Genomic DNA, 7,575 nt, shown 5'->3' on the forward strand with positions numbered 1-7,575 from the left:
GGGGTTCGATCCTATCCCACGAATCGGGCTGGGCGCGCCTCGGACGCGCGCTCAGCCGCGCGCGGCGCGCGCAGCCTCGAGCAGCTCCTCCGCGTGGGCGAGCGCCGTGTCGGACTCGTCCATGCCGGCGAGCATGCGCGAGAGCTCGCGGGCGCGCTCGTCGTCGCTCAGAACGGTGAGGCCCGAGGTGGTCACCACCCCGTCGGTCGACTTGGCGATCACCACGTGCCGGTCGGCGTACGCCGCGACCTGCGGGAGGTGGGTGACGACCAGGACCTGCGACGTGCGGGCGAGCTGCGCGAGGCGGCGGCCGATCTCGACGGCGGCCTTGCCACCGACGCCGGAGTCGACCTCGTCGAAGACGAACGTCGGCACCGGGCTGGTGCCGGCCAGCGCCACCTCCAGCGCGAGCATCACGCGCGAGAGCTCACCACCGGAGGCACCCTTGTGGAGCGGGCGCGGCTCGGAGCCGGTGTTGGCCGCGAGCAGGAACTCGACCTCGTCGACACCGTGACCGGCGTAGCGCAGCCACCGCTCCCCCACGTGGAGCGGCAGCGGGCCGTCGCTCCCGGTCGCACCTCCGGAGGGCGCAGCTTCCTCGACCTGGGTGACGGCGAGGGTGACGCGGGCATGGGGCATCGCGAGCAGGCCGAGCTCGGCGGTGATCTCCTCGGCGAGCTTCCCGGCGGCGGCCTGGCGCGCCTCACTGAGTGCCAGCGCGGCCTCGGCCAGGCGAGAGCGCAGGTCACCGCGCTGCGCACGGAGCTCGGCGATGCGGTCGTCTGTGCCGTCCAGCTCGAGCAGTCGCAGCGAAGCCTGCTGGGACCAGGCCAGCACCTCGTCGATCGTCTCGCCGTACTTGCGGGTCAGGGCGACCAGCGCGGCCCGGCGTTCGGAGACGACCGCCAGGCGCGCGGGATCGGTGTCGAGCCCGGCGGCGTACGACGCGACGTCGGCCGCGACGTCGGCCAGCAGGTAGCTCACCTCGGCCAGACGGTCGGCGAGGCCTGCCGCCTCGTCGTCGTGCTCGCGGACGCCGTCGAGGAGGCGGCGGGCTGCGGAGACGGCGCCCAGGGCGTCGGGCTGGTCCTGCTCCGAGGAGAGCGCCTCACGGGCCTGCTCGGCAGCGCCGCGCAGGGTGTCGGCGAAGCCCAGGCGGGCCTCTTCGGCAGCAAGCGCGACGTCCTCGCCGGGCTCCGGCTCGACTGCGCCGACCTCCTCGAGGCCGAAGCGGAGCAGGTCCGCCTCGCGGGCGCGCTCGCGGGCGTGGGCGACCACGTCGGCGAGCTCGCGCTCGGTCGCCCCGAGCTCCTTGTGGAGCCCGCGATAGGTCTCGAGCAGGGCGGCGACCTTCTCGCCACCGAACCGGTCGAGCGCCTCGCGCTGGGCGCTGGCCTTGAGCAGCCGGTGCTGGTCGGACTGGCCGTGGACGGCGACGAGCGCGTCGGAGAGCTCGGTGAGCTGGGCGGCGGGCACGGAGGCGCCGCCGACGAAGGCACGAGAGCGGCCCTCGCTCGAGATGTTGCGGGCCAGCAGCACGCGGCCGTCCTCGACCTCTCCCCCGAGCTCCTCGACGGCAGCAGTCAGGTCGGCCAGGCGCGAGGCGTCGACGACACCCTCGACGCGCGCAGCCCTGGCTCCACGACGCACGGCACCGGAGTCGGCGCGGCCGCCCATGAGCAGGCCGAGCGCGGTGACGATCATCGTCTTGCCCGCGCCGGTCTCACCGGTGATGGCGGTCAGGCCGGGTCCGAGCTCGAGCGTCGACGACTCGATGACGCCGAGGGACTGGATCCGGATCTCTTCGAACATCAGTCGTTTCCGTTCTCGCGCATCCGGCGCTCCGCAGCCCCGCGCCAGCCCTCGACCGACAGGCCGAACTTCGCGACCAGGCGGTCGGTGAACGGCGAGTCGTGGAGCCGGACGAGCGGGACCGGGGCCCCGCGGCGTACCTCGATGCGGGCGCCGGGCGGCAGGTCGACGGTGCGACGACCGTCGCACCAGAGCACGCCGGCGCCCTCGTTGGTGGACATCACCTCGACCGCGATGACCGAGCTCGGGGCGACGACCATCGGGCGGGCGAAGAGTGCGTGCGCGCTGAGCGGCACGATGAGCAGCGCCTCGACGACCGGCCACACGACCGGCCCTCCCGCGCTGAAGTTGTACGCCGTCGAGCCGGTCGGCGTCGCGCACACGACGCCGTCGGCGCCCCAGCGCGACAGCGGCCGACCGTCGACCTCGACGACGAGCTCGAGCATGCGCTCGCGGGCGGCCTTCTCGACGGAGGCCTCGTTGAGCGCGAACGTGTTGGCCACGACCTCGGCACCCTGCAGGACCGTCACGTCGACGGTGAGGCGCTCCTCGGTGGTCCACCGCCGGTCGACGATCGCCTCGATGGTGTGCTCGACGTCGTCAGGCTCGGCCTCCGCCAGGAACCCGACGTGGCCGAGGTTGACGCCGAGCAGCGGCGTGCCCGACCGGTGGGTGATCTCGGCGGCGCGCAGGATCGTGCCGTCGCCGCCGATGACCACGGCGAGCTCGCAGTGGACCGCAGCCGAGCCGTCGTCGGCCACGACCTCGATGCGGGACTCGTCGGGGCGCAGGCCCAGGTCGGCAGCCTCGGCGGCGAGCAGACGCACCACGATGCCGTGGGCGGAGAGCGACTTCACGAACGCCCGGGCGATCTCGCAGGCCTGGTCGCGCGTGGTGTTGGCGACCAGCAGGACGCGGCGGACCGCGACGTCGGCGGTCACGGCGGGATCTGTGGTCACGGGTCCACCTTCTCAGAAGGCACCGACGGACGCGCGCCTGTCTCCACCGCGATCTCCGCCGGGCCGATGGTGGCCGGGCCACGACGCAACCAGAGGAAGAACTCGACGTTGCCCGACGGGCCGGGCAGCTTGCTGGTCGCGACGGCGCGGGCGCCCCAACCGCGCCGGGCGGCGGCGTCGGCGACGGCGGTCACCGTCTCGGCACGCAGCGCCGGGTCGCGGACGACGCCGCCCTTGCCCAGGCGCTCCTTGCCGACCTCGAACTGCGGCTTGACCATCAGCGCGAGGTCCGCGTCGGGGGTGCACACGCCGAGCAGGGCGTCGAGGACCAGCTCGAGGCTGATGAAGGAGAGGTCGCCGACGACGACGTCGACGTGGCCGCCCAGCAGCTCCGGGGTGATGTCCCGGATGTTGGTGCGGTCGTGGACCTGGACCCGGTCGTCGTTCTGCAGGCGCCAGATCAGCTGCCCGTAGCCGACATCCACCGCGACGACCTCTCGGGCGCCGGCGCGGAGGAGCACGTCGGTGAAGCCGCCGGTCGAGGCGCCGGCGTCGAGGCAGCGGCGCCCCTCCACCGTCAGGCCGAGCGGCCCGAACGACGCGAGCGCGCCCGCGAGCTTGTGTGCCCCGCGCGAGGCGTAGCCCGGGTCGTCAGGGTCCTCGACGACGTAGACGTCCGCATCGGTGGTCACCTGTGTGGCGGGCTTCGTCGCGACGGCACCTGCGACCTTCACCCGGCCCGCGGAGATCAGCTCCGAGGCGTGGGCCCGCGACGTGGCCATGCCGCGGCGGACCAGCTCGGCGTCCAGGCGGAGTCGACGCGGTGGCATCAGCCCTGCGGGCCCGGCAGCGTGGGCGGCTTCGGGCCGGCGGGGGCGTCGAGCGCTCCCCGGAGCTGCTCGTGGGCGCTCTCGAAGATCGCGACGTGCTCGGAGACCGGGACCTCAGCGAGGCCAGCAAGACTGGAGATGACGCCGTCGACGGCCGTGTTGCCCGTCGACGCAGGCGTCGCCTGCTCCGCCGCGCGATCGAAATCCTGTTCGGTCATGCGCACCACGGTACCGAACCGCGCACCCGACCCAGCGCCACCGGCCGACCCGTGTCGTCCAGGTGTCGCCACGCAGCGCAGGCGACCACACGCCACCAGTCCTCTGGGGCGCCGTCGCCGTGCACGACGAGCTCACCCGCGACGACCTCACCCGACCAGCCATTGAGGTGCCAGGCGCCGCTGGCGACCCGCGTCGGAGCCTCGTGCGCGACGAGCAGGCCGCCCAGGTCCGCAGCGACGTACGTCGGGCGCAGCGGCGCCGCCGCGGCCGCCAGGTCGTCGAGACCGCTGACTCCGGTGAGCACGAGCAGGGAGTCGACACCAGCCACCTGCGCACCCTCGATGTCGGTGTCGAGCCGGTCGCCGACCATCAACGGTCGCCGCGCGGCCATGCGGCGTACGGTCTCGTCGAGCAGGGGGCGCTGGGGCTTCCCGGCGACGATCGCCCGCCTCCCGCTGAACTCCTCGATCATCTTCACGACCGCGCCGTGGCCGAGACCCACGCCGTTCGACGTCGGGATCGTCAGGTCGGCATTCGTCGCGACCCAGGGACGTCCGTCGCGCACGAGGATCGACGCCTCCAGGATGCGGCGCCAGGGCAGGTCGGGTCCGTAGCCGGTCACGACAACCTCGGCGGCGGCGGGGTCGGCGGTCGGCACCAACTGCTCGGCGAGCAGGGCCTCCTCGACGCCGGGTCCTCCGCAGAGGAAGACCATCGTGCCGGCACCATGGCGCTCACGCACCACGCGTGCGCCCGCCTGCGCCGACGTGACCACGTCGTCCGCACGTGCGGGGACACCGAGGGCGCTGAGATGCTCGGCGACGGCTGCGGGCGGACGCGCGGCATTGTTGGTCACGAAGGCGACCGCCATACCCAGCGCGCGTGCCGCGTCGATGGCCTCGGGCGCGCCGCCGACCGCGTGGTCACCGACGTAGACCACACCGTCGAGATCGAGCATCGCGAGGTCGTAGACGCGCGCCAGCGGCTCCCCACACGAACCGAGCACTTGCCGTCTCCCCCTACGATGCAGCCTCATGGACACGCCACCGGAGCAGGAACCACAGCTGGTGCTGCGGCCGTTCCGCGCGTTGCGACTCCGCGAGAGCTTCGTGGGCGCACCGGTGGCCAACAGGATCTTCGCGCGACCCTACCGGTCGGCCGCACGCCGCCTGCAGGACTGGCAGCGCCAGCGCCACGTCCGGATCGACGGCGAGCCCGCGCTCTACATCCACGAGTACACCTCGTCGGGCGTCAGCGTCCGTGGGATCGTCGGCGAGCTCGACGTCACGCGCGCCGGTTCGGCCGTCCTCCCCCACGAGGCCGTGCGCATGGAGCAGGTCGCCGAGCTGGCGGAGCGCATGGAGACGCTGGCGCTCAACCCGGCGCCGATCCTCCTCATGCACCGCGGCACGCCGGCCCTCCGGACCGCTGTCGGCCTGCTGACCGAACGCAAACCTGATCTCTCCTTCACCGACCCCGGCGGGCAGCACCACCGCATGTGGCGCGTGCAGGACACGGACGACGTCCAGCTCATCGGCACGCTCGTCGCAGCGACGCGCGCCGTCATCGCCGACGGGCACCACCGCTACGCCGCTGCACTGGAGCTCGCCGCACAGCGCCCCGGGACCGGGTGGGAGCAGACGCTGGTGATGCTGGTCGACCAGTCGGACACGCCGCTGCAGCTCGGGGCCATCCACCGCTCCGTCGTCTGCCTGACCCTCGAGACCGTCGCCGCAGCCGCCATCCTTCGCGGGGACGACTACCGCCCGCACGCGAGCAGGCGCGAGGCACTCGCCAGCCTGGAGCACGCCCTGGTCCTCCACGACGGCGAGAAGTGGGCGAGCCTGCACCCGCGCGGACTCCAGCTTCCCGTCTTCGCGCTCCACGAGGACCTGCTGCCGGCGTGGGGTGTCGACGACGCCCGCGTCCAGCATCACCACACCGCCGGGCAGGCCCTGGCCCGCGCCCGGGACGGCGTCGCGATCCTCCTGCCCGCCCCCTCCTTCGAGCAGGTGGCCACAGCCGCGCGGGCCGGCCAGCCCTTCCCGCAGAAGGCCACGTCGTTCCAGCCGAAGCCGCACCTGGGCGCGCTCATGCGGGATCTGCGCGACTGACCGCTCGCCGCCCCTCAGCGACCTCGATCTCGACGAGCGGCACCACTCCCGCACCTGACCGGAAGACCCGCCGCCGAAGGGCGCCGCTCACCTCCACCTGCTCGCCCACGACCCACCGCGCGACGGTGCGACGCAACCGCGCCGACCACACCGCACAGTCGACCCAGTCCGAACCGGGCCGGGCAGAGCCCCCGGGTCGCGGCACCGACAGCCGGAACGACACCACCTTGTCACCGCTCGGCAACACCCGCTCCTCAGGACGGCGGGACACCCTGCCCACCAGACGCACCTCGTTGGTCATCTCTGCACCTCCGCGCCCATGGGACCCGAAATGACAACAGGCCCGGACCACCGGGGTCCGGGCCTGTGCAAGGCGTCTGGCGGCGCGCCGCTGTGTGCAGAAAGCGGGTCTCAGCCGAGCCGCTTCTCCAGCTCAGCAGCGCGGTCCATGGCGTCGGTGATCTCGTCACCGTCGATGCCAGCGGTGCGGTGGAACCACGTGAGCGCATCCTCGAGGCGGCCGGCCGCCTCGAGGGTGTCGGCGTACGCGTAGCGCAGCCGCACCACCCAGGAGGCCCGCGAGCGCGAGCTCAGCGGAGCGAACTCGAGCGTCCGCAGCGCGGCGTCGAGCTCGCCGAGGTCGCGACGAGCGCCAGCCTCGACGATCGTCATCTCCGCCTTCGCCTCCGGCTCGAAGTTCGCCACCGACGGGCTCTTCGCCAGGGTCAGGGCACGGTCCGGACGGCCGAGGGCTCGTTCGCAGTCCGCCATGATCGGCAGGTACGCAGCAGAGCCGTTCATCCGCTTGGCCGCGCGAAGCTCGGCGAGGGCCTCGGCGTACTCCCCCGCTGCGTAGGCAGCCTCACCGCAGGCCTCACGAACGACGGCCAGGCGAGCCGCGCGGGCTCGCGCAGCGAGGGTGTGCTTGTAGGCAGTCTCGGGGTCCTCGTCGATCAGGAGGCCCGCTGCTGCGAGGTGACGCGCGACGCGGAGCGCCAGCTTCTCGGGCAGGCCCTTCAACTGGGCCTGCACGGAGCGATCGAGCTCCTTGCCCGTGACCTCCTCGGGGATCTCCGGACCGTCATAGCGGGACTGCTCCTCGCTGCGCGGGCGCTGGTCGTCCGTGGGACGCTTCCAGTCGTCCTTGCGCGCCGGGCGCGAGCCGGGCTTCCGGTCACCGTACGACGGCTTCCCGTCGCGCGACCCGGGCTTCCCGTCACGAGCCGCCGGCTTGCCGTACGACGGCTTGCCGTCGCGCGAGGCAGGCTTGCCACCGCGCGAGGGCGCTTCGTCCCGGCCGGCGGCACGGAAGTCGGACTTGCCGCCCCCGCTCCGGCCGGCAGGCTTGCCATCACGAGCGGCGGGCTTGCCGTCGCGGCTCGTGGGGCGACCACCGCCCTGGGGACGTCCGCCACGAGGGGCGTCGGAACGACGGGGACGGAACTGGTCAGCCATGGGGGCAACCTTTCAACACATACGGCGGCGTGCAGGAGGCATGCTCCCTGCACGGGGTGTGGACAAAAGACTAGGGGCCCCCGCGAAGGCGGAGGCCCCTAGTGAAAAATTGTCCGGCGACGTCCTACTCTCCCACAACCTCCCGGTTGCAGTACCATCGGCGCTGTCAGGCTTAACTTCCGGGTT

General features: G+C 73.0%; 8 protein-coding genes and 1 rRNA gene. 1 reads left to right on the forward strand and 8 read right to left on the reverse strand.

The features are described from left to right. Positions 1 to 51: 51 nt before the first annotated feature. From recN to IEX47_RS13930, 5 genes are read right to left on the reverse strand one after another with little or no spacing between them, the layout of a single operon-like run. Positions 52 to 1,812, reverse strand: a complete 1,761-nt coding sequence (gene recN / locus IEX47_RS13910) for a DNA repair protein RecN (protein WP_188784594.1) — start codon at positions 1,810 to 1,812, stop codon at positions 52 to 54. Then, positions 1,812 to 2,771 (reverse strand): NAD kinase, encoded by a 960-nt coding sequence (locus IEX47_RS13915; RefSeq protein WP_229662881.1) that lies wholly within the window; start codon positions 2,769 to 2,771, stop codon positions 1,812 to 1,814. Before IEX47_RS13915 ends, recN begins: the two co-directional genes overlap by 1 nt. Beyond that, positions 2,768 to 3,601 (reverse strand): TlyA family RNA methyltransferase, encoded by an 834-nt coding sequence (locus IEX47_RS13920; RefSeq protein ID WP_188784595.1) that lies wholly within the window; start codon positions 3,599 to 3,601, stop codon positions 2,768 to 2,770. Before IEX47_RS13920 ends, IEX47_RS13915 begins: the two co-directional genes overlap by 4 nt. Then, complete coding sequence (locus IEX47_RS13925; protein ID WP_188784596.1) at positions 3,601 to 3,819, reverse strand: hypothetical protein; 219 nt, start codon at positions 3,817 to 3,819, stop codon at positions 3,601 to 3,603. The genes IEX47_RS13920 and IEX47_RS13925 overlap by 1 nt, the downstream gene beginning before the upstream one ends. After that, positions 3,816 to 4,826, reverse strand: a complete 1,011-nt coding sequence (locus tag IEX47_RS13930) for an HAD-IIA family hydrolase (RefSeq protein WP_188784597.1) — start codon at positions 4,824 to 4,826, stop codon at positions 3,816 to 3,818. Before IEX47_RS13930 ends, IEX47_RS13925 begins: the two co-directional genes overlap by 4 nt. Positions 4,827 to 4,854: 28 nt before the next feature. On the opposite strand from IEX47_RS13930, the gene IEX47_RS13935 reads away from it, so the two are divergent. Further along, positions 4,855 to 5,934 (forward strand): DUF1015 family protein, encoded by a 1,080-nt coding sequence (locus IEX47_RS13935; protein ID WP_188784598.1) that lies wholly within the window; start codon positions 4,855 to 4,857, stop codon positions 5,932 to 5,934. Here the strand turns inward: IEX47_RS13935 and IEX47_RS13940 are convergent. The 3 genes from IEX47_RS13940 to rrf form a co-directional block, all read right to left on the reverse strand. Next, positions 5,912 to 6,235, reverse strand: a complete 324-nt coding sequence (locus tag IEX47_RS13940; RefSeq protein WP_188784599.1) for a single-stranded DNA-binding protein — start codon at positions 6,233 to 6,235, stop codon at positions 5,912 to 5,914. The two genes, IEX47_RS13935 and IEX47_RS13940, sit on opposite strands and share 23 nt — an antisense overlap. A 110-nt stretch (positions 6,236 to 6,345) precedes the next feature. Further along, positions 6,346 to 7,389, reverse strand: a complete 1,044-nt coding sequence (locus IEX47_RS13945; protein WP_188784600.1) for a tetratricopeptide repeat protein — start codon at positions 7,387 to 7,389, stop codon at positions 6,346 to 6,348. Positions 7,390 to 7,500: 111 nt separating this feature from the next. Further along, a 5S ribosomal RNA gene (gene rrf, locus IEX47_RS13950) occupies positions 7,501 to 7,575 on the reverse strand; the annotation flags it as partial.

The sequence above is a fragment of the Nocardioides phosphati genome (assembly GCF_014646375.1).
In the GTDB taxonomy this organism is placed as follows: Bacteria; Actinomycetota; Actinomycetes; order Propionibacteriales; family Nocardioidaceae; genus Nocardioides; species Nocardioides phosphati.